The organism is Teredinibacter haidensis, assembly GCF_014211975.1.
Classification (GTDB): Bacteria; Pseudomonadota; Gammaproteobacteria; order Pseudomonadales; family Cellvibrionaceae; genus Teredinibacter; species Teredinibacter haidensis.
Map to the genome: position 1 here is coordinate 986,713 of NZ_CP060084.1, position 25,719 is coordinate 1,012,431.

Sequence of the window (25,719 nt, forward strand, 5' to 3'; positions counted from 1 at the left end):
TCTTGATTGGCACGAAATCTGTAATAGTTATCACAAACCATGCTAATCAATTAACCAAGTCCGTTAAAATATTTCAATCCAGCGGCGCCTAGGAGGCATACAGATGGGCATTTTTTCCCGATTCTCAGACATTATTAACTCGAATATAAATTCTTTGCTGGATAAGGCCGAAGATCCTGAAAAAATGGTACGGCTGATTATTCAGGAGATGGAAGAAACTCTAGTAGAGGTCCGAACTGTATCGGCCAAAGCCATTGCCGATAAGAAGGAGTTGTTGCGTCGCAAGCAGTGGCTCGCTGATCAGGCGGAATCCTGGGAGCAGAAAGCCGAACTGGCCATTCAAAAGGGCCGTGAAGATCTTGCCAAGGGAGCATTGGCTGAAAAACTGAAGTTTATTAACGAGGGTGTGGATGTTGATGCAGAGCTGGATGCAATTGAAGAAAGCCTGCAATCCCTGGAAGACGAAATTACACAATTACAACAGAAAATTGCCGAAGCCAAGGCGCGCCAGAAATCGCTGGTGACTCGCCAAAAAACCGCGAGTTCGAAGCTAAAAGTACGAATGGTGTTGAAGGGTGGTTCTGTTGAAGAGACACTCTCCAAGCTAGAAGGATACGAACGCAAACTGGACGAACTGGAAGGGCGAGCGGAATCCATGGATTTGGGTAAGAAGTCCCTTGCGGATGAGATCGAGCAATTGGCAAAGAATGATGAGATCGAAGCTCAGTTGGCGGCTTTGAAGGAAAGAGTAAAAACTAAAACTGAAGATCAAGGCTAAGGAGTAAGCGAATGCTGCATCAACTAATTGGCATGCTAGAGGCGCCACTGGTTATTTTTTGTTTGTTTGTGGCCCCGATCTGGGTGTTTATGCACTACAAGCAAAAAGGCCGATCCGCGGCACCAGAGGAGTCTGCGGCGGACAAAAAGAAAATCGAGGAATTGTTGGCGATGGCCGACAAGATGGAGAACCGTATTGAAACACTCGAATCAATCCTCGATAAGCAGGACCCTAACTGGAGGCACGAGGTATGAGTGATTTCAGAAGTGATAAAAAGCTGTATCGCAATCGCAAGAAGGGCGTGATTGGAGGGGTTTGCGCGGGTTTAGCTGACTATTTTGATGTGGATGTGGTACTTGTGCGGATCATTGCAATTACCTGTTTGTTTTTCACTCTTCAGGTTGCCTTTATCGCCTATTGGGTCGCCTACTTTGTCTTACATGATGATCCGAACACGTTAACGAATAAAGAGGGGCATTTGAAGTCGAAGTTTCGCAATGCCTATGAGCGAAAAGCAGTTTTTAGCAGCGTCCGTGATCGTTTTAGCAAGGTGGAGCAACGGTTACGCAAATTGGAAGCCTATGTGACCTCGTCTCGCTTCAAGTTGAGTGATGAGATAGATAAGTTGTAGTCTTGCCCCTCAGCCATACTGGAAGGACGGCAGTAGCTATGAATATTGAGTGCGACAATTGCGGCGGATCATTTAACAGTCATTATTCGTTACTACATTGGTGGCGGGTTGGTGCCGGATCTATACGCTGTCCCGAATGTAATCATTATGTTCAACAGGATTTGCATAAGGTAAAGCGCTTACTCTTCATCTCCATCACGATCGCGACAGCTGTGTCAGTGGTGCTGCCTATCTTGTTTGTTCTAGTGGCGTCTCTTTTGTCTGGTCATGTGAGTATCACAAAAGGGGCCTATTTTGTGCTGACTAAAGGCGAGTCGTTTGGCAGCATTATCTTATTACTCAATTTTATCGTAGTATTTTTGGGTTTGAGTGTACCGGGTATCGTTAAAGGTAGTGGTACGGGCAAATATAAATCCTAAACGCTGTCGAACTATATATATCCAGATTGATAACTTTTTTTATATTTCTAATTACTCCATACCCTGTCGCTTTAGGGGCGTAAGCTAAGCTTCTGAACCTACCAGAAATTCCATGGAGGTTGGTGTGACTCCTGGGTGCAAAGCGTTACTCCTCGATTTAAGCGGTGTTCTCTACGACGGGAATATTGCTATTGAAGGTGCAGCCGATATTGTGGCCAAGGCGCGCAGGTTGGGTCTGGTTATCCGTTTTGTGACCAATACGGCCAGTAAATCTTCGGCAGAAATTATTACCGGATTACAGCGGATGGGTATTGTTGTGCCGGAAGATGAATTATTTACTGCGCCTTTAGCTGCCAAACGTTATGTCGTCGAAGAACAATTGCGCCCCTATATCCTCCTCCATTCTTCGGTGATATCGGAATTTTCTGATGTGCCGCAGAGCGAACCTAATTGTGTTGTACTCGGGGATGCGCGTTCAGATTTAAATTACGAAAATCTTAATAGAGCCTTCCAGTTGTGCCACGCAGGAGCGCCGCTTATTGCGGTGGGCATGAATAAATTTTTTCAAACAGAAAGTGGTTTACAACTGGATGCTGGCGGTTTTGTTCATGCGATTGAGTGGGCGGCGGGGTGTGATGTGATTGTAATGGGCAAGCCCAGCATAGAATTTTTTAAGCAGGTAGTCGCTTCTACAGGATTTGCTGCAGGTGAGTGTTTAATGGTGGGGGATGATGTTGACAGTGATGTTCTTGGTGCACTTGCCGCTGGGTTACAGGCTTGCCTGGTTAAAACCGGAAAATATCAACAAGGGGATGAGGAGCTATTACCTAAGGGCGCGAGGGTAGTGGATTCTATCGACGATTTGTTTAATTGAAATAAAAAGCCTGCAGTATCAAAAAGGATTCTGCAGGCTTGTTTTTTTAGCCCATTATTGCGACAACGGTATTCTTGTCTCCGCAAATGTCTGGGTTAATGGTATTTCCCTCAATGGTTTCTCCATTCACTACTAGTGACTGAATACCTTTTTCAATACCTTTGGGGTTTTCCACGGTAATGTTAAAGGTTTTGCCTCGGAATACTCGGGTTGCGGTAAAGCCTTTCCAGTCTGCAGGAATACAAGGGTCGATCATTAAACCGTCGTACTCTGGTCTAATGCCCAGCATATACTGCGAGGTGGCATGGTAGGCCCAGGTGGCTGCTCCGGTTAACCACGGCAAACGGGAAGCTCCGTAGCGCGGGCTGTATTTACTGTGGGTGCTTTGGCAGAAAACGTAGGGCTCGCTTTCACGCACTTCGGCTTTTTCGTTAAAGGCCGCTGGCATAAACGTGCGCAGGTATTCGTAGGCACGATTGCCGTTGCCCAGTTTGGATTCAGCCATGACGACCCAGCCCTGGGTGTGGCAGAAGACAGCGCCGTTTTCTTTCATGCCAGGGTTGAATAGGCGGGCGCGCATAATACTGGGGTCCAGCTTGGTTACCGGTGGATCCAGTACCATTAAGCCCGCATCGGTTGCCAGATGCTCGTTTACGCTATCCATCGCGAGTTTCGCTTTCTCTTCTGACGCGTGACCGCTGAGTACCGACCATGTTTGCGGATTGAGGAAAATGGAGGCTTCTTCACTTTCTTTTGAGCCAAAAACAAATCCGTCAGCACGTAAGGCGCGGCGATACCACTCACCGTCCCAGGTGTGCTCGTCCAGGTTTTTGTCCAACGTATCCAAATGGCCTTGAGCCCAGCTGATTTCACTTTCTAGCTCGCCTTTCATGGTACAGATTTCAATATAGGTTGCCAGTGCGAAGCGTAATTGCATGGCAACAAACACGGTTTCTCCGTCTTGCCCCAATTCTAGGCAATCGTTCCAGTCGGCCAGTAGGCCGCAAGGTAGACCGTGCTTACCGAGGCGGTTTAAACTGAATTCGATGGCGCGCCTCAGGTGTCCAAGTACCGTGTCTTCGCCTTTGTCACCATAGGGCAGTATCTTGTCGTAAAAACTAAGATTACCGGTTTCTTTTATCAATGCCGGGACGGTGTTGAACAACCACATACAGTCGTCGGAGCGATACTCGGTTTCTTTCGGGCAATCTTCAGCCCCGGGAGTGTGGGCGTAGGGCTTGACTACTGGCATTGCTCCACCGGTGGAGACCTGGCCTGTAATCATCAGCTCCAAACGCTCCTGAGCTTCGGTGGGGATGGAGTGTAAGGTACCGAGCATATCCTGTACGGTATCGCGGTAGCCGAGACCGTCGCGCTCCCCGTTGTATACTAGGCTGGCTGCGCGGGACCAGGCGAAGGTGATCAGACAGTTGTAGGGGTTCCAGGTGTTGAAGAAACTGTTCAATTCGGCATCGGGTGTTTTGGTGGTGAAGTTGTTCAGGCGCGAATGCCAATAGTCCTTCACGTCGTCCAGAGCTTTTTCAACATTAGCCATATCGCTGAACTGCGCGCGGGCGGCAGCGCCTTCTTCCTCGGCGCGACCAATACCCATAATCACACAGAAAGATTTACTCTCGCCGGGTTGTAGCTCAATGTCTATCTGCACGGTACCACAACCGTTATCGGCAACTGCCAGAGACTGGCTGCACTCGCCTTGCTCGACCACCAGTGGGTTGTGGTAGCTGCGGTAGGGGCCGAGGAATTTTTCGCGATCCGTGTCGTAACCACTAACCTCTGCACCAGCAACAGCCAGGAAGGTGTGGCGACCTTGGTCGGAATCTTGAAAATCGTCCGGGTTCGGATCCATACTTACGTTCGTACCGTGGTCGATAATGCCATCTTTTACCGACATATTAACGATATAGGCTGAGTACTGGAGGTTGAGCAGGTCGTTAACCAGATTCCAATTGGTGGTGTATTCCACAAAGGTAAACAGGCGTAATTTACGAGGCTTATTGCTCTTGTTAGTGAGTGTGGTGTACCACAGCTCGTTGATTTGATTCAGTGGCACAAAATAAGTGGTGCTGCTTTCAATACCTGAGTACTGAGAAGTAATGGTGGAATAGGCTGTACCGTGCCGACATTCGCTTTGGTACTGGTCGAGAGGTTTACCAACTGGCTGCCAGGCGTTAGACCAGTAGTCGCCACTTTCCTGATCGCGAATATAAATATTGCGACCGGGCTGATCCATAGGCACCGCATTCGAGCGATAACGGGTAAAGCGCCCCTGTGCAGCGGACTTATAGAAGCTGTAGCCTCCGGCGTTATTGGTGATAATGGCGCCGTACTCTGTAGAGCCTAGGTAGTTAGTCCATGAGCGCGGAGTGTCGGGTCGGGTCACCACGTATTCGCGGTTTTCATCGTCGAAGTAACCGAATTTCATTGCTTAGTATCTCGTTAGGTTAGAGTCGATAGTTTTATAGTGATTGTTTGGTCGGGCATTATAAATAACACGCGTGAGCTTGTCGTGACCTGTTGTGGCCAGCTTGTCGTGTGAGTGGACATTGTACAAGTGGGCTTATACTATCCATCAACTATAGTTAAGGAAGTAACGATTGAGTCAAAATTTGTACTGGTCTTGATCAGAGTTCCTTAACAACAATTCACACAGTAGCCAGCGTTGTCAGGCTAGGCAGGTATTTTGTTGAAAACCCGTTTATGTAATTTTTTGCAGTTTGTTGTTGTCGTTATTATCTCTATTGGGAGTTGTGCTCTTTTTGCCCAGGAACCGGTCGCACAGCCTGGTCGGGCAGAGCAGGCGTTTGCGACGTTTGGCCCCTCGATTTATCAGGTTCGCATCATTAATTTGAAATCACAGAATCTAAACAGCTCTGGGAGCGGTTTTTACGTTGCAGACGGTTCACTGTTTGCCACCAATTACCATGTGGTCTCGTCAGTGGTGCTAGAACCAGAAGAATACAAAATAGTGATCGAAAAGGGGGAGGATGAGTACGAGTTGGAGGTGGTGGCGATTGATATCGTAAACGACTTGGCCGTACTCAGTACACCGAATAGCGGTAAGCCATTATTGCTTCGGGAGCAGTCGCCAGCAAAAGGCGAAAAAATGTACTCCATAGGAAACCCTCATAATATCGGTATGACCATTGTTGAGGGGAATTACAATGGCTTGGCCGATGATTATGTCTTTGATCGCATTCATTTCTCTGGGGCGCTCAACCCTGGAATGAGCGGTGGGCCAACCATTGATGCCGCTGGTCGAGTGGTCGGTGTTAACGTTCAAACGGCAGGTAACCAAGTGGGTTTTTTAGTCCCAGTGGAGAAGCTGGCAATATTGTTGGGCTCCCTTGCTAACGAGCCGGGTTCTTCAGAAGAAAATTTTGACGTACGACTGGTCAATACCGATGCTTATAGCGTTGCGAAAACTGATAATTATAAAAAGCTGCAGAAAAATATTGGTGAGCAGATATTAAAAGCAACTAGTGCACTTATTGATGGAATAAATTCGAGCGAATGGCCATTGGAAGAGTTGGCCGGAGCAACGGTGGTGGGTGAAATCCACCCTGGATTCCATTGCTGGGGGCAAAGTGATACGGATGAAAAGAAAAAAATTCTCACCGTTGTAAAAGGCTGTAACAGTCGCCAATCGATTTATGTTTCCCGTGAGTTAAATTCGGGCTATTTCGAATACGAATTTCGATATCTCGAAGGAGATGAGTGGCCATCCAGTGCATTTTATCGGCACGCTACGCAGGAGTTCTCCCAGGGGCGGCCTTCTAATCGTGCAGGTGAAGATGACGTTGATAACTTCACTTGTGTGAATGATGTTGTTGAGCAGGACGAAAACGGTATTCGCAAGCGAGCAGCTTTTTGCGCAAGGCCCTATAAAAAATTTGCGGGTTTGTACGATACCTTCTATATGGCCGTTACTGTAGATAAAAAAAATCGAGCGTTAATGGAGCATTTTTGCTTGTCCGGTGTTGATAAAAACAAAAGTAACGAATTTTTATCCCGGTTTATAAAACAGGTGGTTTGGCAATGATTGTAGAAATTGTAACTAAATCAGGCCGGGTAATGGAAGTTCACTCTTTCCAAAAGGATCAGATTACGATCGGCCGTGGTTATGGTAATGATTTGATTTTGCAAGATCCTTATATGGAGGCGAACCATTTGGCGGCCAGTTACGATAGTGAAATCGGTCAGATTTCAGTTCGCGACCTGGGTTCGCTCAATGGAACGAAAATTCACGGTTTATTAACAACGCTTGAAGGGCATGTTTCCACGCAACTGCAGGCGAGGCAAATTCTAACGCTAGGAAAAACCAATATTCGAATTTTGGATAGGGAGCATTCGATTCCTTCAGCTCTGAAACTTTCGTCTTTCGAACCGTTGTTTGCGTATCTCGGATCTTGGTGGGTAAGTTTATTGGCCATAGTGGCAGCAGTTGTTTTAACCTTGGTCAGCGCTTACTTGGAAAATCCATTTTCGGACAAGTTGGTGAAGGAGCTTAATGCGGTTGTTATGTATGTCGTTGTTGCCATTTGCTACGGAGGCCTCTGGGTAATGCTGGCGCGACTGCAAAGGATAGAAGGACGTTTCCTGCTGAACATGAATATGTTATTGCTGATACTGGTGATGGATGAATTGGTGCAGTTGTCGTTATCCGTATATGATTTTAATTTAGGTTGGTTACTTTCGACGGGGTTCTTTTCTATATCCATCAGTTTTGGTTTGGTGTATATGGCAGTGTCTGTTTCCTGTTCTCAAACCATGCATTTAAGAAAGTGGATGACGGCCGCAGTTGCTTCAACGATTGGGTTTTTACCGATAATGTCTGAAGTGAGCGCGGTAGTGTTTCCGCCCGACTTTACCAGTAATCCTGGTTACAATATGACACTGGTGGCCCCAGCATACCAGGTACGTGGGGCTTCAAGTGAGGAAGAATTCTTGCGGTTGGTGAACGATGCCTACCAGTCGAATGAAAAAGATGAGGTGTTGTAAGTAAAAAAGCCTGCTTTAAAAACAGGCTTTTTTTGTGATTATGCAGATTCGAGAGATTGTTGTACTTCATCCATTTTTTGGTCTGATAATTGATAAGCCATCATTGCCAATGCAGCGACTACCGATAAGACTGCAGGGATAAAGGTAAACATTATTCGAATACCCATAATGGTTTCTTCTGGTTGTGCAACGTTAGGCTCGTAGTTAAAGAAGGCAAGTAAAAACCCACCTGCGGCGCCGCCAACGGTCCAACCCATTTTTTGTGAGAAGGATGCACCAGAGAAAATTAAACCATCCACTCGTCGTCCCTTTGCCGATTCGGTATAGTCGGCGATATCTGCATACATAGAAAAGACAATTACGGTTATCGGGCCAGCGAGAAGTCCGTTTGCAAAGTGAAGCGCACCGAACAAAATCATATTCTCTGGGCTTACCCAATATACCAATCCAATTGTTACCGAATTTAGCAGCATCAGCAGGATGTAGACCATTTTTTTGTCGCGTCCTTTGCATACCCACTGGGTTAGTGCAGCACCGGCAATATTACAAATGGTGAAACCCGCCATAAACCATTTGGCCTGATCTTCTATTCCCAGATAGTACTTGAAGTAGTACATGATGGAAGCGCCGCGAATGGAAACCCAGCTGAGCGTAAAAATACCAACAAAAAAGAGTACATAGAAAGGTACGTTGGTGAGCAGAGCTAAAGCGTCAGCTCTGAGCGAGTGATCTTTTTTAATGGGTTTTACGCGTTCTTTGGTCCAGCTAAACGTTAAGAACAGCAATACGGCGAAAATGATGGAGTAAAGCCCCATCGTCATTTGAAAACCGAGTTTGTCATCGCCTTCGCCAAACCAGCCTACGAGATCGAGCGTCGCAAATTGTACTACTAAACCAGCACAGTAAGCGCCGACTAAGCGAGCGGAAGATAAACCGTTGCGCTCATTTCGGTCGGAGGTCATCACCGGTAACATGGAAGAGTAGGGGATATTAATTGCGGTGTAGACCATGCCTACCAGAAAGTAGGTGACGTAAGCGTAAATAACTTTGCTTTGGTCTGAAATATCCGGTGTTGTAAAACAAAGTGTTGCCACAATACCTAAAGGCGCTGCACCAAAAAGTAGGTAAGGGCGAAATTTCCCCCAACGGCTTTCAGTTCTGTCGGCAAGCATGCCCATTACAGGGTCGTTAACGGTATCCCACAAGCGGGTAAATAAAAATAGTGAGCCCACTGTGAGAGCGGAAACTCCAAATACATCTGTATAAAAATAAGTTCCAAAATAAATAAACGTCATCCAAACAAAATTGAATGCGGCATCCCCCATGCCGTAGCCAATTTTCTCTTTAATGCCAATTTTGGCGAAGTCGGAAGCCATAGGTTTCTCCGTAGGTCAGTGGGTTTTGCCCGTATGGTTATTGTTATGTTGTCAGCGCAAACAAAAAGTGCGCCAAAAACATCGAAGAGTATACCGGGGATATTATCGAATAGGTATCAGCGAATTGGTGGGGGGATTGATATGGCTCACTAGCCATTAGTTCTATTTGTTTTTAAAAAATAAAAAAACGCCCAACTAAAAGTCGGGCGTTTTTCATTAGGACAGTATTGGAGGCTTACTTAGTTCTGTGCATAGCGAAGAACAACTTGATAGCCTTTGCGTAGCTGGTCGATGGAGTTAGCGGCAACAGCGCCAGTAACGGTTACGTTATTGCCGAACCTTACTTCTATAACGTCTTTCGAATCCAGACGAATGCGGGCAGTGTTGGTTTTATGGTTCAGAGAAACGATTTCACCTTCAATCGATTCAGTAACAGGCGTGTAAGTCTTATGTTTAATGCTTACAGTGCTGCCTTCTTCCAGGCTCTGGAGTGACGATTGCTCGCCGTCCATAACGAATTTAGCTTCTGAAGAGAGTGTCAATGTTTCAGTTTTACCAGTATTTTTTTCGATCACAATGGTGTTCTTCTCCGCATTGACTTCGGCAACAGTACCTTTGATGTAGTCAGTGGATACGACGGAGAAGGCTGAGGCGAATGGTGCAGAGATAGAAAGAGCTAGGATTGATACGGCAATAGCTTTGTTCAACATGGTTGACTCCTGTTAGCAAATAGATAAGCGAGGCGAGCTGCTCAAGGTACGTGGTAATTGTACACAGTTAAGGGGTGCGCATGTTACCCAAAGTTACGTATTTTCAGATTAGTTTGTTATTGATTCGCTGAGTGAGAACCTTTTTTATATATAACGGATATATCAGAGGCGCCATATAGACATAAAATATTCCAAAAAGAAATATGACGCGCTAATAATACTTTTGGCGTTACGATTTGTATCGTGTCGTGAAAGAAGTGTTTGCGTTGGTTGAGGTTTGTGGGGGGCGAGGGAATTAAAAAAGCCCCGATCAAAGATCGAGGCCATATTTGGATATCGTTGTTAGTTTAGTTAGCCCAGTACGACTTCTACCTTGACCGCAGAGCCTTCGGCCTGCAGGGGAATAACGGTTCCCTCAATGGATTCGCCGTCTACTGTCAGTGAGGTAACGCCTTTACTGACATGATTGGGGTTCTTTACTTCGATATTGTAGGTGGCGCCACGGAATTTACGGGTAACCTTAAAGCCGTTCCAGTCTTTTGGAATGGAAGGGTCAACAGAAAGGCCGCTGTAGTCTGGTTTTACTCCTAAAATGTATTGCGTAATGGCGACAAAGTTCCAGGACGCAGTACCGGTTAACCAGGAGTTTTTACCTTCGCCGGGGGTGAAGGCATCTTTACCTGCAACCATCTGGCAGTATGCGTAAGGCTCTACTTTATGAAGATCGCTGATGTCTTCCAGGTAGGACGGAGCAATTTTACGGTAGTATTCGAACGCGCGATCGCCATTGCCGATTTGAGCTTCGGCAATAACAATCCAGGGGTTGTTGTGGCAGAAGATGCCCGCATTCTCTTTATAGCCCGCTGGATATGTAGAAATTTCTCCGTACTCTATTACGTATTTTGTGAAAGCAGGTTGCTGCAGAACGATACCGTACTCACTATCCAGGTGCTCTTTAACCGAGTCCATAGACTTGTGAACCATGCCGTCTTCCAGGCCGATACCGGCCATACCGCAGAAGCCCTGGGATTCGATAAAAATTTTGCCTTCCTCGTTCTCGTTGCTACCGACTTTCTTGCCGTAGTAGTCGTAGGCTCGCAGGTACCAGTCGCCATCCCAGCCGTCTTTCTTAACCGCTTCGATCATGGTGTCAACATGCTTTTGAGCTTCGGCGGCTTCGTCGTCTTTACCAATCACTTTACATAGTTTGATGAATTCTTTGCCGTAGAGCACGAAGGAGCCAGCGATCATCAAAGATTCGGCGGTAAAGCCTTTTTTGTTGCCGGTGGTCTGGAAAGATTCGTTAGGGTCTTCCGAGAAGCAGTTCAGGTTTAGGCAGTCATTCCAGTCTGCGCGGCCGATTAATGGCAGGCCGTGTGGGCCGAGGTTATTAACCGTGAAGTAGAAGGAGCGCTTCAGGTGTTCGAAGTGGCTTGTTGCCTTGCTTTCGTCGTTGTCATAGGGCACTTGCACATCGAGAATACCCATGTCACCAGACTCTTTAATGTAGTCGGTGGTGGAAAGGATTAGCCACAGGGGGTCATCGTTAAAGCCGCCGCCAAGGGTGTGATTACCGCGCTTGGTGAGGGGCTGATACTGGTGGTACGCAGAACCATCTTCAAATTGGGTTGAGGCAATATCAATGATACGCTCGCGCGCACGCTCGGGTACTTGGTGCACGAATCCAATCAAATCCTGACTGGAGTCTCGGAAGCCCATTCCTCGGCCAATACCGGTTTCGAAGAAAGATGCGCTGCGGGACATATTGAATGTCACCATGCACTGGTACTGGTTCCAAATGTTGACCATGCGATCAAGCTTCTCGTCGCCACTGTCCAGCTCGTAGGTAGATAGCAAATCTTCCCAGTAAACACGCAGTTTTTCCAATTCGGCATCAACTTTTTCAACGCTATCAAAACGTGCAATCAAGTCTTTTGCCGGAGTTTTGTTGATAACGTTTTTACTTTCCCACTTATTGTCTTTGTCAATTTCGATGTAGCCGAGTACAAAAACGAAGTCTTTTTCTTCTCCGGGAGCCAGTTCCACTTCGATAAAGTGAGACGCGCAAGGCGACCAGCCGTGAGCTTCAGAGTTGCGTGGTTTACCTTCAAATACGGCATCGGGTTTATCGAAATCGTTGTAGAGGCCTTTCCATGTGTCTCGGTCGGTATCAAAGCCTTGTATCGGTGCGTTTACCGAGTAGAAGGCGTAGTGGTTGCGGCGCTCTTTGAATTCGGTCTTGTGATAGATGACAGAATCTTCTATTTCAACTTCACCGGTAGACAGGTTGCGCTGCAGGTTTTGCATATCGTCTTCGGCGTTCCACAGACACCATTCGGCGAAAGAGAAGAATTTCAGTTTTTTGGTTTCACCGGACGTATTTTTTAGCTTAACTTTCTGAACTTCCGCCCAGGTGCTTAATGGTACGAAGTAGGTCACCTCTGCCTGTACACCGTTGCGCTCACCGGTAATCCGGGTGTAGCTCATACCGTGTGCACAGCTGTAGTTGTCCAGTTCGGCTTTTACGGGTTTCCAGCCTGGGGACCATACATCACCGCCGTCGTTGATATAAAAGTACTTGCCGCCATTATCGACCGGTACATTATTGTAGCGGTAGCGGGTCAAACGACGGAATTTGGCATCTTTGTAAAAAGTGTAGCCGCCAGCAGTGTTGGAAATCAGGCTGAAGAAATCTTCATTACCCAGGTAGTTGATCCATGGGTAAGGTGTTTTAGGGTTCGTGATGACGTACTCTCTGGCGTCATCATCAAAATGACCAAATTTCATTTTGTGTTTACCTTAGCTAGTTGTGGTTAGGATGTTTAAATACGTAGGGAGCATCGAACGTTACCGCACGATACTCCCCAATTTATCTGTTCTTATTATTATTAAAATTAATTGCCGCTTTCTTGGCTAATTTCTTCTTCTGGCCAATCACACAGTTTGTTGAACCAAGTTTTCCATAGGATCAACGAGGTAACTCCTGCAATAACCGCTGTAATGGCTGTGCCAGAGAAATCTTTGATGACAAAAAATATGGGTAACGCTACCAGCGACGTCTGTAAAACGATACCCAAGGCGATATTGCCCATGTCACGCTTGAAGTTTGGATTCGCGGTGAAACCTGGGTGTTCTGCTTCAACGAGGTCGTGTACAGGACCCCAGAAGCCCCATGGGCGAACTTTTAAGTAAAAATCTTTCAAACGTTCTGGGCTCTCTTGTTCTGTATAAATACTACCTAGCACTGCGGAAATACCCGAAACCACAATAATCAGCGGGAACGAGTATAAAGGCGCAATGGCTGGAGAAATATTCGGGAACATGACGCCAACAACTACCGGCATTATAAACGCCGCAAGTATGCCTGAAATCATACCCCAAAAATAACCCATACCGTTAAATCGCCACCAGTACCACTTAAGTACATTGGAAACGGTGTAGCCGCCGTACAGGCCAGAAACGATCCATTGCATGATGGAGTTAACCTGAGTTACATAAAACCCAATAACTGTACTGAGGGCTACAACGGCAATAGAGACGACATAACTCATGCGAACCAGACGTTTTGCAGGTGCTTCCGGGTTGATATAACGCTTGTAAATGTCGTTGACAAGATAGGCCGGCGCGGAGTTAACCGTTGAGGCAAATGTTGACATAAAGGCGGCCAGCAGGCCAGCGAGTATCAATCCAAGGAAGCCGACAGGAACAAATTGCTTAATTGCAGCGGGCAGAATATTTTCGAAGTCCAGTGCTGATGCGTTACCGGCCACGGTCAAATCCAGTTCTTTATAGAAGACCAGGGCGAGTACTGCGAAGCCAGCAACCATCAGATAGCGAATAGGCATCAGTACAACGGAAACAAAACCGCTCATCTTGGCCGCTTCTCTTGGCGATTTGGTGGCAAGGATTTTCTGCATATCATAGTTAGGGGCCGGTCCGGCGGCACTGATTAGTATTCCTTTAAAGAAATACATCATAACTAGGGCACCAAACAAGCCGAAACCGTCAGATTCGATTTTTGCTAACACCTGAGGAATTTTACTACCCCAGTCCATGTCAAGATTCCAGCTGAAGAACGGGTTGGCCCAGCCGCTTGGTAGCGCTGCCTGCAGGGCTTCTGGAGATACTTGAGTCATGGCGATAACGGCAATCACAACAGCGGAAACCGTCATAATGGTGAACTGCAGTAAGTCAGCCCATACAATACTGAGCATGCCGCCCAGCATTACGTAAAAAGTAGCGATAGAGGTAAAGACGATACCGTATAGCTGAGGGACTCGTTCGGGAGCAACATCGAAAGGAACGTAGGGCGCTATGACTTCCCAGGGAATGAAGATTTCCATAAATTTACCGATGCCCACGAAGCCGTATACCAGGAAGCCAATAACGCCAATCAACGCAAAGACAACGATAACGCCGTGGGAGAGTCGGCCACCCAGGTCGTCCCCAAAACGGGTGCGAATCCACTCTGCGCCGGTTAGCACGTTGGAGCGACGCAACCACAGAGATAGAAAAACCATCAAGAAAACCTGGTTAAAGACAGGCCATGCCCAGGGAATCCAGATACTTTTTAAACCGTAAACGAATAGCCAGGTCACCAACAGGATGGTGCCGGAGATATCGAACATGCCAGATGCGTTGGAGAGGCTGAGCATGTACCAGGGGAGGGTTTTACCCCCGAGGAAGTATGAGTCGAGATTTTTGGATGCCTGTCTTTTTAGAACCAGGCCAATGACGATGGTACTGGCCAGATACAGGCCGATAATGGAAAGATCCAGTAATGTTAAATGCATGAAACTGACGCCTTAAAGCTGATGTCGTTGTTTTTTTAGGATTTCGTTGGTTTGCTCCATGCTTTGGGACAATTTTACAGCGTTAGGCCAATAGTTGGCCGTAACAAAGCAAATCGCGCCTATAACCGGCACCAAAAAAGGCTGCTGATTCCAACAGAGGTTCCTTAGGTTAGTTTTCTTTAGCCTTGTTCGCGGTGTTCTACTACGACGCTAGGGGTATTTTGACCATAGTCAATAATTCCTCGTTGAGCTAGCAGTAACCGCGACTACCCCGCGGCAGGTTCTGGTATTGCGAGCAATATAAGCCACGGCAGCAAAAAAGATCCCCCCCAATCATAAAGGTTCAGCAGGCGCTACTAACAGCCACCAGAGTACAGGCGGCCAGTATTTTATGAGAATTTCAAGCGATTGACAGCTGTTTGCTCAAAAAAACTGTTATTCGTTGAGAATTTGTTAAGAAAAATGGGCTGAACTGGCAAATTGGAGGGTATTTGCTTGCTACCGCTTTCTGAGAGCAAGAGCTTCAATTGACTTGTTTCGGTGTCAAATTGTTGCTTGCATTACACTAATTGAGTGATATTCGTATCGGTAGGGGCCCATTGAGGGGGAGTTAATTGTCTTTATTCTCGCAGCCGTGTTATAAAACGATTGAATGGTGCTGATTACTGGGTGGCACTTTTCGGGCAAACGCAATAATAAATAACAATAAATAGACATCGCCCCCTTTGCTCCAACGGTTCGCACTAGTATTGGTAACCTCTATTGCTGACTCCTCAAGTGAGCCTGGACAGGTGCTGTGCGCAAGGAGTTTCCATGGATAGCGAGATAGCTGCTCTGGAGTTGCTGTCGTCAGGCAGGAAAATATCAATCAACCGTTTAGGGGGAAGGATTCAGTCGTTCTCTTTGAACTCAAAAAATGTCCTTATGTCGTCGGGAGTGCAAACCGGCTCTACCTTCTGGCCCTCTCCGCAATCGCTCTGGGGCTGGCCACCGCCAAAAGTTATAGATCAAGCTCTCTACGATATAGTCAAACGCTCCAGCCAGTGTATTTCGTTGCGCAGCGTTGTTGATGAGCAGCACGGGGTTCGGGTGGTTAAGCGTATAACGCCAATTAAAAATGGCGTTACCATTGAATACTCGATTATTAATGAATCCAGTGAGATCATCACCATGGCCCCGTGGGAAATTAGCCGGGTGGCGGGGGGCTTAACCTTTTACAGTGCAGATTCCGGTCCGGAGCCGCAATCTACTTGTCCTATCGATTACGCCGCAGATCACTACTGGTATAAATACGACGCGAAAGAACTGCAGGGTATACCGAAAATATTTGCCAATAACACCGATGGTTGGTTGGCGAACGTCAATGATGGGCTGTTGTTTCTTAAGCTGTTTCCCTGTGTGGATCCGGCAGAAATTGCGCCATCAGAAGCCGAAGTGGAAATTTATGCACATGCTGATGCTAAGCAGCCTTATATTGAATTGGAGCAACAGGGGCCGTTCAAGGCGATAATGCCCGGCATGAAAACCAACTGGTCGGTCGACTGGCTGCTGTTTGACGTGCCCGACAATATCCCCGTGAAGATTGGCAGTTTCGAATTGCTTGATTTTGTGGAAGAGGCTTTTCGTGTTTCCGAGAATGTTGTGACGTAGATTACTGGGTAATCGGTGAAGCACTGGAGAACACAGGCTATGCTCAAATGAAGTTGAGTGATAGTTTTGGTGTGTTATTGCTTGCGGGGAGTACAATTAACGGATTGCTTTAAGAGGAGGGATGGCCATGGTCACGGTTGCTCACAGCACATTACCTACTGCGCTAGTCACTGGCGCGGGTAGCGGCATAGGTGCCGCGTTGGCTCAGGCACTGGCCCCGCAGCATGAGGTGATTGTATCGGACCTCAATATGGAAGCGGCTACCGCCGTTTCGGAGCAGATTCTATCGCAAGGGTTTCGTGCGCGGGCACTGTCTTTGGATGTATCGAGTCAAGCGAGCATTGATACCGCTGCGCAAAGCGCGGGTACTGTCGATATTCTTGTAAACAACGCAGGCATACAATACGTGGCCAAGCTGGAAGCCTTCCCCCCGGAAAAATGGCGTCAATTGAACGAGATCTTGTTAGTTGGTCCAGCCATGCTAACGCGCGCCTTGTTGCCTTCGATGAAAGCGAAAAACTTTGGGCGCATTATCAATATTGGTTCTATTCATGCCTTGGTTGCGTCGCCATTTAAAAGCGCCTATGTAGCAGCCAAGCACGGGATTTTAGGTTTTTCCAAAGTTGTTGCTCTGGAAACTGCAGAGTTTGATATCACCATCAACACAGTATGTCCCTCTTATGTCAAAACACCGTTGGTTGAAAAGCAAATTGTTCAGCAGGCTCAGGAGCATTGTATGTCCGAAGCTGATGTAATAAGCAAAATAATGCTTGAGCCCATGCCCAAAAAAGCCTTTATTGAAATGGATGAGCTCGCTGGTACGGTGCAATATCTAATCTCACGCGCAGCAAAAAATATAACAGGCCAATCCATAGTGCTTGATGGTGGCTGGACGGTTAGATGAATTTCGGGGTGTTTAGCTTATGATTGAGCAGGAGCGTACAGAGGTTCTGCATTATTTGAACAAATTCAGCGGTGTCTTTAACGACATGATGCAGGAGGTGATTAAGCGCATTATTCGTAGCCAATTCGACGGTGAATTTCAATCGGCCTGCTTTAGTAGTGAAGAGCATTGTCCTGCACCCAAAATCCCAAATGTGAAAGTAAATGCTGAACAATTTGTAAAGCAGCAAATGCAATTTTTGGAAAAGCAGCAGGAGCTGTGGCAAAGCGCGACGCGAGCCATGATGGGGGAAAAGGTTGAACCGGTAATTAAGGAAGAAAAGGGCGATACACGTTTTGAGGACAAGGATTGGAGTGGAAATCCAATGTTTAGTTACATCAAACAAGCCTATTTGCTTAATGCTGAATATATGCACCAAATGGTTAACACTCTGGAGTTTGATGATAAAAAATTGGAGGAACAGGTACGTTTTTACACTCGACAATTTATCAGTTCTGTGGCTCCCAGTAACTATGTGTTGACCAATCCAGAGGTGTGTCGGGAAATCTTATCGACGGAGGGGGAAAACCTAGCTAAAGGCATAGATAATTTTATGCGGGATTTGGAAAACAGCCCCAGTGAAGCGTTTAAAATTACACAGGTCAATTTGGATGCCTTTACACTAGGAGTGAATTTGGCTTATACGCCGGGTAAAGTCATCTTTCAAAACCGTTTAATAGAGCTTATTCAATACAGTCCAACTACCGATAATGTGTTCACCAACCCTCTATTGATTATTCCGCCTTTCATCAATAAATATTATATTCTTGATCTTGACGATCAAAAGTCATTGGTGCGCTGGCTGGTTGGGCAAGGCTATACCGTGTTTATGGTGTCGTGGGTTAATCCAGGTGAAGATCTGGAGGGCTTAACCTACGATAGTTATATAGAGGAGGGGGTGGTCGCGGCTTTGGATGTGGTGGAATCCATATCCCAAAGTGATAATGTTAATGTTGTCGGCTATTGTGTAGGTGGTACCCTGCTTGGCATGGCACAAGCGTATTTGTTGTCGAAGGGAGATCGGAGGATTCAATCGCTAACTTTCTTGACCACGCTGTTCGATTTTTCGGAACCGGGAGAGGTTGGCAATTATATTTCTGAGCAGATGTATCCGCTTATTGAGAAAATGGTGCAGACCAACGGATATTTTGATGGGCGAATACTAGGTTTAAGTTTTAGCTTGTTGAGGGAAAACAACCTGTTCTGGTCCTTCTTTATTGAAAACTACCTAAAGGGCAAGGATCCAACACCCTTCGACATCCTTTACTGGAACTCCGACTCGACCAACATCCCCGGTCCAGCGTATTTATACTATCTTCGGGTAATGTACTTGGAGAATAAATTGATTCAGGCCGATGGTTTAGAGGTCAAAGGTGTTCCTATTGATCTTGGTAAAATAAAGACCCCTAGCTATTGCTTGGCGGCTATGGCAGATCATATAGTGCTTTGGCCCGCCGCGTACCGCAGCGCCAAATGCCTGGGCGGAAAAAAGCGCTTTGTGCTGACCGAATCTGGCCATGTTGCCGGAGTCGTCAATCCGGCGGCGATAGGTAAATACCCTCATTGGGTAAACGATAGAATGCCCAAAGATCACCAGCAGTGGCTGGCCGGGGCGAAGCAGCAGCAGGGTTCTTGGTGGAATGATTGGCACCGCTGGTTACAACAATTCGCTGGAGAACAGCGCGATTTAATTGATATGGGAAGCGTACGCTACCCGGTTATTGGCGACGCGCCGGGTTGTTATGTAAAGGTGAGATTGGAGAAAGTAGAGTCTGACGTTGCAGATGTGTCGTTATAATCCATAAAAAACACTATGAGAAAAATCTTGTGATAATTATTAAAAAATACCCTAATCGACGCTTATACGATACGTCCAAAAGCCAATACGTTAATTTGGAGACAATCAAAGAATTGGTTATACAGCATCAAGATTTTAAAGTAATTGACTCTAAAACAGAGGACGATCTTACTAAAAGCATTTTGTTACAGATCATTACCGAGCAGGAAGGTAGTGATCAGCAGGCAGTTCTCACTCAGACAGTGCTCAAGCAATTAATACGTTTTTACGGTAGCGATATGCAGGTATTTATGCGTCAGTATCTGGAACAGAGTATCGCCACCTTTATGGAGAGGCAGGATACTTTCCAGGGGGTGATGCAAGAATTTATGGATACAACGTCTCCCGCCTCTGTATTCAATCAAATGATGGAGAAGAATATGTCTATTTGGCAGAGTTTTACTGGAGCGGCAACCCAAAAGGATTCTGGGCATAGCCCCTTCGGAGATGCGCCAGATGAGCCCTCCAAAGAAGGCGACAAGCCCGAGTAACGTCCTAGCTAGGCCCAAGGGGCTCTCTACAGAACCCCTTCCCCCGTCACCGCTCACCGTAAAATATTCCCGCAGGTTTTAACCGTAATAGCGTCTAGCTTTAATTCAGTCTAACAGTTGTTGTTGCGCTGCAGCAGAATCGCTTGACCAACGCTTAGATGATGCTTAAACTACGTTTAAATATTGCAGTGCAGCAACCCTACAATGGAGGATCGGCCATGTTAGATAAAATGTTTGAACAATCTCAAAACGCTTTTAAACCCATGAACGAATTGCTGTCTTTAAACACCAAGGTACTGGAAGAGTTAGCGGAAAAGCAAAAAACTCTGGTAACCGATATGGTTAATGACAGCATGGCATTTGCCAAAGAAATAGGCTCTCAGAAAGACTTCTCCGGTGTGTTCCAAACGCAGAAATCTTATGTAGAAGGAGTCCAGGATAAGTGGGTTTCAGCTTCTACCGAAATGTATGAACTCTTTACTTCCACCCAGGAAAAGGCCGGGGAAGTCATTAAGAGTGCGGCCGTTGTTCAATAGTCTGTTTGTGCGTACGACCGGCTTCTCTGTTATACGGTCATAGCACTAGTTATACATAGGCCCGGAAAGTTACCGGGCTTTTTTGTGCGTGGGATTGTTCGGCGGTTTGATCCTGTTGTGAAAGAGAGAGGGCGCGCCAAAAAGGCTTACCTGAGCGCGAAGGGTTGCTTCTAGCGTCGGAATGCTGCGATGCAAAATAGAGGCGTTGACCATTACTCCTGGGTATCGTAAGCTTGCCGACAATATTGCACTGCAATAGGTTGCGGACATTTATGAGTCTCGAGCTCGCGTGTCTTCGGTTCTAAATTTTCGGCAGAATCACATAAGGAGCGTTGTTATGTACGAAAAAATGTATCAACAAGCGGAATCCTTGCTTAAACCTTTCGGCGACATCATGAGTCTAAATTTTGAAGTGATGGACGCTATCCGTGAAAAACAAGCGGATTTTTTAAGTGGCATGCTGTTGGATTCAATTGAGCACGTGAAGGATTTGTCGGGCCAGACAAGCCTAGAGCTGATTTGTGAAGTCCAAAAAAAATATTGGGAGTCTGTGCAGGAAAAAGTGTCCGCCAATACCCAGGACTCTTATACTCTGTTGAGTGATTCGCAGGAAAAATTGGGTGAAGTGATTCAGGGGGTAGTGAGTTGGCCAGAAATGCCAAGTTGGAGCGATATCATTTCGCCGGACGCTGTAAAAGCACCGGCTAAAAAGCCTGCATCACCTAGAAAGTCTGCGGCGAAAAAGAAGTCTCCTGCGAGTAAGGCCGTTGCCCCGGCAAGTTCAGACGTCGAATCAAAGCCAGCAGAAGCTGTTGGCGAGTAGGGAGTGAAGCAGTCGCCGCTATCAGGAAAATGGTGCTGATAGCGGCTTTTTGCTGTCAATACATATGCTGCCCGCCATTAATAGACATGGTGGAACCGGTAATAAACCCCGCTTCGTCTGCAACAAGGAATGCAACACCTCTTGCTATTTCCTCGGGTTGACCTAATCTGCCAATGGGTATACCCGCGACAATTTTAGCCAGTACTTTTGGGGGAACAGCTCTTACCATATCCGTTTCGATATAACCTGGCGCAATAGCATTTACTGTGATGTTATGTCGCGCTCCCTCTTGAGCCAAGGCTTTGGTAAAACCGTGAATACCAGACTTGGCTGCTGCATAGTTTACCTGTCCGTACTGTCCGGCCTGCCCATTAATTGAGCCAATATTCACAATTCGCCCAAAATTATTTGTACGCATTGTTTCAATAACGTTGCGACTTAGGTTAAAACAGGAGCCCAAATCGGTCTCCATTACTTTGTGCCAGCATTCTGGTGTCATATTGTGAATGGTGTTATCGCGAGTGATGCCAGCGTTATTGACCAAAATATCAATATCGTGACCGAAGTCTGAACGTATTTGTTCGATGGCTGCTTTGCAGGCGTCAAAATCCGAAACATCGAATTTATAGATGGGAATATCATGTTCTTTATTAAAAGCTTTGGCTTTCTCGTCATTGCTTCCGTAATTTGCCGCAACTATATAACCGGCATCTTTTAGTCTTGTTGAGATGGCTTCACCGATACCGCGTGTGCCTCCAGTAACGAGGGCGAGTCTACTCATGGGCTGTTCTCCTTGAAGCTAATGAGTGTTAGTAGGGCATGGTTGTTCTGGACACAGCTCGAGCCCAGGTTTTGTTCGGGTAGGCAATTGAAACTTGAGCTTTAGTATCCATATAAGACAAAACCCGTAAATAAAGGGATGTTCGCGCCAACCTGAGAGGAATGACTGTGTCCGAGCACATTGTAGAAATTAACGAGTCAAATGCACAGGCCCAACTGATAGATGAATCCTTTAAACGCCCAGTGCTTATCGATTTTTGGGCGGATTGGTGCAGTCCCTGCAAAGCATTGATGCCGATGATGGAGAAATTGGCTGACGAGTATCAGGGAGCTTTTTTGTTGGCGAAGGTTAATGCCGATGAGCAGCAAATGATTGCAGGTCAATTTGGTGTTCGCTCTTTGCCTACTGTGATGTTGATAAAAGATGGTCAGCCGGTTGATGGTTTTACTGGTGCTCAGGCGGAGCCACAGATTCGAGAATTCCTAAGCAAGCACTTGCCAAAGTCTTGGGATCTTCAGCTAAGGCAGGCCGGGGGGTTGATGGAGCAGGGCGAGTATGCCGAAGCTTTGCCTCTATTGCTGCAGGCCTGTAAAGATTCTGGTGAGCAAGCAGATATAGCTATAATGCTGGCAAAAGTCCTGCTTGAATTGAATCGCTTAGGTGATGCCGAGGCGATTTTGGCAAAAATCAAAATGGCAGATCAGAATCAAGAATATCAAAACCTTATGTCCAGGCTGGAGCTGGCTCGGCAGGCGGGTAAGGCTCCGGAAGTGGAAGCTTTGGAAGCGCAGTACCGGGAGAATCCGGAAGATCGGGAAATTGCTTTTCTTCTAGCGGTTCAATACAGTCAGAACAACTATTATGAGGAGGCGCTTTCCTTGTTGTACGACATTCTTCGGTTAAACCTCAACTTCAAAGACGGAAAGGCAAAAAAAACCTATACCGACGTGTTGGCCGTTCTAGGTAAGGGAGATCCGCTTGCTGTCGAGTATCAAAGGAAAATGTACACGCTGCTGTACTAATGCGTGCCAAGGGTTGATCCTGTTCAATTGCAGGTGCTTTCGTATGGTGTCAGAGCCTGGGATTACTAGGCGTCCAGCAGCAAAAATGGCATAATGCGCCCCATTTAAGGGCGAATCATTTATAAACCCGCAACCGCGCCTGTCGTTTGTCGCAATCTCTTTTCCAGGCACCCTGCTTCATTACTGGCGACGACAGACAAATGTTATCCAAGCGCAAGCACTCAAAACCCCGGAAGGGGTTTTGACCGTTATCTAGAGGACTAAAATGCAACCGCAAACTAAACCAAATAACCCCAACTTTTCATCTGGCCCCTGTAGTAAACGCCCAGGTTACAGCGTAAGTGAATTGGACGTTGCCACTTTAGGGCGCTCTCATCGTTCGGCTCTGGGTAAGAAAACCATGGCTCGTGTATGTGAGCAAACAGCTAAAGTTCTGGGCTTACCTGAGGGCTACCGCGTTGGAGTGGTTCCCGGTTCTGATACCGGTGCGGTAGAAATGGCCATGTGGTCTTTATTGGGGGAGAGAGCTGTTGATGTGCTGGCGTGGGAATCCTTCGGCAGTGGTTGGGTAACCGACATAACCAAACAGCTTAAGCTCGACGATGTGAGTATTCATGAAGCAGACTACGGCCAGTTGCCTGACCTGTCGGCAGTGGATTTCACTAAAGATGTCGTCTTTACCTGGAATGGCACAACTTCAGGGGTAAAAGTGCCGAATGGTGACTGGATTGCTGATGACCGTGAAGGTTTAACTATTTGTGATGCGACCTCTGCCGTATTTGCCATGAATATGCCTTGGGAAAAACTGGATGTTGTTACTTACAGTTGGCAGAAAGTGTTGGGTGGCGAAGGTGCTCACGGTATGCTGATCCTCAGTCCTCGCGCTGTTGAGCGTCTCGAGAGCTATACCCCTGCTTGGCCGATGCCTAAAATTTTCCGTATGACCAAAGGCGGGAAGTTGATAGAGGGTATTTTCCGTGGCGAAACCATCAATACACCATCGATGCTGTGCGTGGCTGATTACCTGGATGCGCTCGACTGGGTAGAAAGCCTGGGTGGTCTCTCTGGAGCTGTCGCTAAATCGGAGGCAAATCTTGCCGTTGTTGAAAAATTTGTTAACGACAATGATTGGGTTAATTTCCTGGCTGATAAGCCTGAAACTCTTTCCAATACCAGTGTTTGCTTAACCTTAAAAGCTGAGCCAGATCAGGTGAAAGCCATGATTAAATTGTTGGCAGATGAAGGCGTGGCTTACGACATTGGCGCTTATCGTGATGCGCCAGCGGGTCTGCGCATCTGGGCGGGAGCTACGGTTGAGGCCTCTGATCTAGAGTTACTTATGCCTTGGTTGGCCTGGGCCTACGAGCAAGTTACCCAATAGAGTCGCAAGACTCCCTGTTTCGCGCATATAAAATGGCCCTGGAAGCCAGGGCCGAATCGAAGAAACAAGGTTTTACCTCGCTGAAAACCGCCCAGAGGGCCTTTTAAAGCTTGGTTCTTATTGTTTAGCAATAATGGGGCCACAAATTAAGTCCAGTTAAAACAAGGGCTTACAAATTAGGGCGTGCCTTAATGTTAAGTATACTGACAAGTACGTGTGACCCTATTCACATTTTTATTCCGATTTTTCATTTCAAACTAAGGTGCAAATAGCATGTATCAAGTTCGTACATACAACAAAATCTCGGACAAGGGCTTAAGCCGTTTTCCTGAGTCACAATACCGTGTGGGCGAAGACCTTGCGGATGCCGATGCCGTTCTGTTGCGCAGCCAAAAGCTGCATAACGAAACACTGGCAGAATCGGTGTTGGCTGTCGCCCGTGCCGGTGCTGGTGTCAATAACGTGCCCGTTGAGGCCTACACCAAAAAAGGGATTGTTGTTTTTAACACGCCTGGCGCTAACGCTAACGCGGTAAAAGAGCTGGTTTTGGCAGGTATGCTGCTTAGTTCTCGTGGCATTTTGCAAGGTAGGGACTTCGTATCTTCGTTGGGTGATATGACCGACGCCGGCGAAATGTCCAAATTGCTGGAAGCCGAGAAAAAGCGTTTTGCCGGCAGCGAGCTGTCCGGGAAGACTCTAGGTATTGTCGGTCTTGGTGCCATTGGTTCTAGCGTCGCGGAAGCTGCACTTGCACTGGGCATGAAAGTTATTGGTTATGACCCGGCCCTGTCTGTTGACGCCGCATGGAAACTGCCAAGCGAAGTTGGCCGTAAAGAAAGCCTGCAGGCCCTGCTGAGTGAACTGGATTACCTGTCTTTGCATGTGCCTGCTATTGAGCCAACAAAAGGCATGATCAATGCTGAAGCGCTGGCTTTAATGAAGCCTACGGCTGCCATTATGAATTTCGCTCGCGATGCTATTGTGGTTGCGGAAGATATAGTTGCTGCACTGAACGCTGGTAAGTTGCGTCAGTATGTTTGTGACTTTCCGGAGCCTTGTTTGATCGGTCACGAAAAAGTCATTGCAGTTCCGCATATTGGTGCCAGTACGGCAGAAGCGGAAGAAAACTGCGCCGTTATGGCCGTGGACCAGATGCGTGATTATCTCGAAAATGGCAACATCAAAAATTCCGTAAACTTCCCGGAAACCAATATGGGGTTGATCGCCTCTGGTTGTCGTATTACCTTTACCAACGAAAATGTGTCGGGTGTACTGGGTAATGTATTGTCCATTTTTGCCAAGAACGACGTAAATGTGATCGATATGGTCAACAAAAGTCGTAACGACGTGGCCTATACGATTCTCGATTTTGAATCTCGCCCAAGTGACGCCGTTATTGACGCCATTCAGCAGGTTGAGCATGTGATCTCGTTACGCGTAATCAGTAAATAAATCTTTCCTTCGGTGTTGCATTGTCCGGCCAAAACCGGATAATGCGCATCCCTTGGGTTGTGTTCTAGCGGCCCAATATGTAATGGTGGCTCAATCTGGTCCCCTCGCAACAATTCGCTGTAAACTCCGCCAGGCCCGGAAGGGAGCAACGGTAGCAGTATAATTGTGTGCCGGGGTGTGGCTGGGTTGAGTCCCCTCCAGTC

Annotated in this window: 22 protein-coding genes and 1 other RNA gene; 17 read left to right on the top strand and 6 right to left on the bottom strand. The window is 46.9% G+C overall.

All coding sequences use genetic code 11. From position 1 onward, the window contains the following. The first annotated feature begins 103 nt into the window (after window positions 1-103). The 5 genes from pspA (at window position 104) to H5715_RS04020 (ending at window position 2,702) form a co-directional block, all read left to right on the top strand. Complete coding sequence (gene pspA / locus H5715_RS04000) at window positions 104-778, top strand: phage shock protein PspA (RefSeq protein WP_075188101.1); 675 nt, start codon at window positions 104-106, stop codon at window positions 776-778. 11 nt (window positions 779-789) lie between these two features. Next, window positions 790-1,032 carry an envelope stress response membrane protein PspB gene (gene pspB / locus H5715_RS04005; RefSeq protein ID WP_075188100.1) on the top strand — a complete coding sequence of 81 codons (243 nt, stop codon included), beginning with the start codon at window positions 790-792 and terminating at the stop codon, window positions 1,030-1,032. Continuing rightward, on the top strand, window positions 1,029-1,409 hold the full coding sequence (gene pspC, locus H5715_RS04010; RefSeq protein WP_075188099.1) for an envelope stress response membrane protein PspC: 381 nt from the start codon (window positions 1,029-1,031) through the stop codon (window positions 1,407-1,409). Before pspB ends, pspC begins: the two co-directional genes overlap by 4 nt. Window positions 1,410-1,447: 38 nt before the next feature. Then, window positions 1,448-1,828, top strand: coding sequence for a hypothetical protein (locus H5715_RS04015; protein WP_075188098.1), 381 nt, complete (start codon window positions 1,448-1,450; stop codon window positions 1,826-1,828). 124 nt (window positions 1,829-1,952) lie between these two features. Next, entirely contained in the window at window positions 1,953-2,702 is a 750-nt protein-coding gene (locus H5715_RS04020; RefSeq protein ID WP_246434677.1) for a TIGR01458 family HAD-type hydrolase, read from the top strand. Window positions 2,703-2,748: 46 nt separating this feature from the next. On the opposite strand, the gene H5715_RS04025 is transcribed toward H5715_RS04020, so the two are convergent. Continuing rightward, window positions 2,749-5,145: a glycoside hydrolase family 94 protein gene (locus H5715_RS04025; protein ID WP_075188096.1), complete on the bottom strand. Its 2,397-nt coding sequence runs from the start codon at window positions 5,143-5,145 to the stop codon at window positions 2,749-2,751. A 258-nt stretch (window positions 5,146-5,403) separates the two neighbouring features. On the opposite strand from H5715_RS04025, the gene H5715_RS04030 reads away from it, so the two are divergent. Continuing rightward, window positions 5,404-6,762 (top strand): S1 family peptidase, encoded by a 1,359-nt coding sequence (locus H5715_RS04030; RefSeq protein ID WP_075188095.1) that lies wholly within the window; start codon window positions 5,404-5,406, stop codon window positions 6,760-6,762. Beyond that, a complete protein-coding gene (locus tag H5715_RS04035) occupies window positions 6,759-7,721 on the top strand; it encodes an FHA domain-containing protein (protein WP_075188094.1) in 963 nt (320 codons plus the stop codon). The genes H5715_RS04030 and H5715_RS04035 overlap by 4 nt, the downstream gene beginning before the upstream one ends. A 38-nt stretch (window positions 7,722-7,759) precedes the next feature. Here the strand turns inward: H5715_RS04035 and H5715_RS04040 are convergent, their stop codons facing one another. From H5715_RS04040 to H5715_RS04055, 4 genes are all read right to left on the bottom strand, one after another. Further along, the gene (locus H5715_RS04040) at window positions 7,760-9,097 is read right to left on the bottom strand and encodes an MFS transporter (protein ID WP_075188093.1); all 1,338 of its coding nucleotides are present in this window, start codon (window positions 9,095-9,097) and stop codon (window positions 7,760-7,762) included. A gap of 239 nt (window positions 9,098-9,336) precedes the next feature. After that, window positions 9,337-9,807 carry a hypothetical protein gene (locus H5715_RS04045; RefSeq protein ID WP_075188092.1) on the bottom strand — a complete coding sequence of 157 codons (471 nt, stop codon included), beginning with the start codon at window positions 9,805-9,807 and terminating at the stop codon, window positions 9,337-9,339. Between the two features lie 351 nt (window positions 9,808-10,158). Next, entirely contained in the window at window positions 10,159-12,594 is a 2,436-nt protein-coding gene (locus H5715_RS04050; RefSeq protein WP_075188091.1) for a glycoside hydrolase family 94 protein, read from the bottom strand. A 107-nt stretch (window positions 12,595-12,701) separates the two neighbouring features. Next, the gene (locus H5715_RS04055) at window positions 12,702-14,600 is read right to left on the bottom strand and encodes a sodium:solute symporter family protein (RefSeq protein ID WP_075188090.1); all 1,899 of its coding nucleotides are present in this window, start codon (window positions 14,598-14,600) and stop codon (window positions 12,702-12,704) included. Between the two features lie 813 nt (window positions 14,601-15,413). Between H5715_RS04055 and H5715_RS04060 the strand changes: the two genes are divergently transcribed. The 6 genes from H5715_RS04060 to H5715_RS04085 all read left to right on the top strand — a co-directional run bounded on the left by H5715_RS04060 (window position 15,414) and on the right by H5715_RS04085 (window position 20,880). Further along, complete coding sequence (locus tag H5715_RS04060) at window positions 15,414-16,250, top strand: DUF4380 domain-containing protein (protein ID WP_075188089.1); 837 nt, start codon at window positions 15,414-15,416, stop codon at window positions 16,248-16,250. 127 nt (window positions 16,251-16,377) lie between these two features. Then, window positions 16,378-17,154, top strand: coding sequence for a 3-hydroxybutyrate dehydrogenase (locus tag H5715_RS04065; RefSeq protein WP_075188140.1), 777 nt, complete (start codon window positions 16,378-16,380; stop codon window positions 17,152-17,154). 19 nt (window positions 17,155-17,173) lie between these two features. Then, window positions 17,174-18,991 (top strand): PHA/PHB synthase family protein, encoded by a 1,818-nt coding sequence (locus H5715_RS04070; protein WP_075188088.1) that lies wholly within the window; start codon window positions 17,174-17,176, stop codon window positions 18,989-18,991. A 29-nt stretch (window positions 18,992-19,020) separates the two neighbouring features. Continuing rightward, window positions 19,021-19,521: a polyhydroxyalkanoate synthesis repressor PhaR gene (gene phaR, locus H5715_RS04075; RefSeq protein ID WP_075188087.1), complete on the top strand. Its 501-nt coding sequence runs from the start codon at window positions 19,021-19,023 to the stop codon at window positions 19,519-19,521. Between the two features lie 218 nt (window positions 19,522-19,739). Next, window positions 19,740-20,057 (top strand): phasin family protein, encoded by a 318-nt coding sequence (locus H5715_RS04080; RefSeq protein WP_075188086.1) that lies wholly within the window; start codon window positions 19,740-19,742, stop codon window positions 20,055-20,057. A 337-nt stretch (window positions 20,058-20,394) separates the two neighbouring features. Next, window positions 20,395-20,880 carry a phasin family protein gene (locus H5715_RS04085; protein WP_075188085.1) on the top strand — a complete coding sequence of 162 codons (486 nt, stop codon included), beginning with the start codon at window positions 20,395-20,397 and terminating at the stop codon, window positions 20,878-20,880. Window positions 20,881-20,935: 55 nt separating this feature from the next. Here H5715_RS04085 and phbB read toward each other — a convergent pair whose 3' ends face one another. Beyond that, window positions 20,936-21,661 carry an acetoacetyl-CoA reductase gene (gene phbB / locus H5715_RS04090; protein ID WP_075188084.1) on the bottom strand — a complete coding sequence of 242 codons (726 nt, stop codon included), beginning with the start codon at window positions 21,659-21,661 and terminating at the stop codon, window positions 20,936-20,938. Window positions 21,662-21,828: 167 nt separating this feature from the next. Between phbB and trxA the strand changes: the two genes are divergently transcribed. From trxA to ffs, 4 genes are all read left to right on the top strand, one after another. After that, window positions 21,829-22,683 carry a thioredoxin gene (gene trxA, locus H5715_RS04095; protein ID WP_075188139.1) on the top strand — a complete coding sequence of 285 codons (855 nt, stop codon included), beginning with the start codon at window positions 21,829-21,831 and terminating at the stop codon, window positions 22,681-22,683. Window positions 22,684-22,948: 265 nt separating this feature from the next. After that, the gene (locus tag H5715_RS04100; RefSeq protein ID WP_075188083.1) at window positions 22,949-24,064 is read left to right on the top strand and encodes a phosphoserine transaminase; all 1,116 of its coding nucleotides are present in this window, start codon (window positions 22,949-22,951) and stop codon (window positions 24,062-24,064) included. A 273-nt stretch (window positions 24,065-24,337) separates the two neighbouring features. Further along, complete coding sequence (locus tag H5715_RS04105; RefSeq protein ID WP_075188082.1) at window positions 24,338-25,516, top strand: phosphoglycerate dehydrogenase; 1,179 nt, start codon at window positions 24,338-24,340, stop codon at window positions 25,514-25,516. 93 nt (window positions 25,517-25,609) lie between these two features. Beyond that, window positions 25,610-25,706: signal recognition particle sRNA small type (gene ffs / locus H5715_RS04110), an RNA gene on the top strand. The last annotated feature ends 13 nt before the right edge of the window (window positions 25,707-25,719 follow it).